3 protein-coding genes are annotated in these 1185 nt (G+C 64.0%); 1 reads left to right on the forward strand and 2 read right to left on the reverse strand.

The window, feature by feature from the left end; translation table 11 throughout:
• The coding region (locus tag EOD15_RS34500; protein WP_281035603.1) for a sugar-binding domain-containing protein at positions 1-376 on the forward strand (376 nt) is incomplete at its 5' end.
• 29 nt (positions 377-405) lie between these two features.
• Here EOD15_RS34500 and EOD15_RS34505 read toward each other — a convergent pair.
• Together EOD15_RS34505 and EOD15_RS34510 are read right to left on the reverse strand one after the other, a co-directional pair.
• Positions 406-774, reverse strand: a complete 369-nt coding sequence (locus EOD15_RS34505) for a hypothetical protein (protein WP_027038052.1) — start codon at positions 772-774, stop codon at positions 406-408.
• A gap of 115 nt (positions 775-889) precedes the next feature.
• A partial coding sequence (locus tag EOD15_RS34510; RefSeq protein WP_185929170.1) for a 2-oxo acid dehydrogenase subunit E2 occupies positions 890-1185 on the reverse strand: 296 nt, incomplete at its 5' end.

Below are 1185 nucleotides of genomic sequence, written 5' to 3' on the forward strand. Positions count from 1 at the left end.
CCTGCAGGATGTGCGCCAACGCGCGGCGACCGCCGACATCGCGCTGCTCACCGTCGGCGACATGTCGCCGGACGCCACCATCTTCCGGCACGGCATCGTGCCGTCATCGCTGATCGCTCCGCTGAAAGCGAAGGGCGCGGTCGCCAACATGCTGTGCTATTTCGTCGATGCCGCCGGCGGACTGGTCGACCACGAGGTCAACAGCCGCGTCATGGCCATCGATCTCGATGTGGTCAGCAACGTGCCTAATGTCGTTCTTGCCGCGGGCGGCAAGCGCAAGGTCGCGGCGATCCTCGCCGCGCTGAAAGCCGTCGACACCAACGTGCTGATCACCGACAGCGATACCGCCACGGCGCTGCTTGCCAAGGGCGGCTGAGCCGGTTCGACTGGCTCCGGTGTTTCCCGCTAAATGAGTCCGCGCTCTCGCAAAAAATCCTCGACGCCGACATGGGTCATGGATTCGAATTCGGCGATCGCCTCGGCCACCCGCTTGCGCTGCGCCGCCAATAGTGTGAACACCTGCTTCATCTCGCCGGAAACACCGAAACGGCTCCACCGCTCGGCGATGTGGGTGGGCAAGCCGATGTCGGCGCAGAACGCGTCCAGGCTGTCATAGCCGAGGCTGGCGACGAGTTGCCTGGTCTCGTCCGCCGACATGCGCGGCTCGAAGGCGTGGTCGTGCAGTCGCTGCGCCACCAGCTTGATGTCGGATGGCGACGCGCCCATGACCTTGCCGAACAGGGTTTTCACGTCAGACGGGTCGAATGCAGGCATATTTTGGCCTCCCTGGATCGCAATCCAGATAGAACATGGGTCAAGGGTCGGCGCCTGACAAGTCGTTTCTGTCGTAAGCCGGCGCATCATTCGGCGCCGGCTTCTGCTTGATGAATCAGACCAGCAGGCCCATCGGATTTTCAAGGAGGTTCTTGAAGGCGACCAGCAGTTCAGCCCCAAGCGCGCCGTCGACGGCGCGGTGATCGGTCGACAGCGTCACCGACATCACCGTGGCGATCTTGATCTCGCCGTTCTTGACCACCGCCCGCTCCTCGCCGGCGCCGACCGCCAGGATGGTCGCATGCGGCGGGTTGATGACCGCGGCAAAGTCCTTGATGCCGAACATGCCGAGGTTGGACACCGCCGTGGTGCCGCCCTGATACTCTTCCGGCTTCAGCTTGCGGCTGCGCG

Origin of the sequence: Mesorhizobium sp. M7A.T.Ca.US.000.02.2.1, from assembly GCF_003996995.1 — a bacterium.
Lineage (GTDB): Bacteria > Pseudomonadota > Alphaproteobacteria > Rhizobiales > Rhizobiaceae > Mesorhizobium.

Coding starts and splice junctions, on each gene's coding strand:
- EOD15_RS34505 (WP_027038052.1), bottom strand. CDS start 774: ATGCCTGCATTCGACCCGTCTGACGTGAAAACCCTGTTCGGCAAGGTC.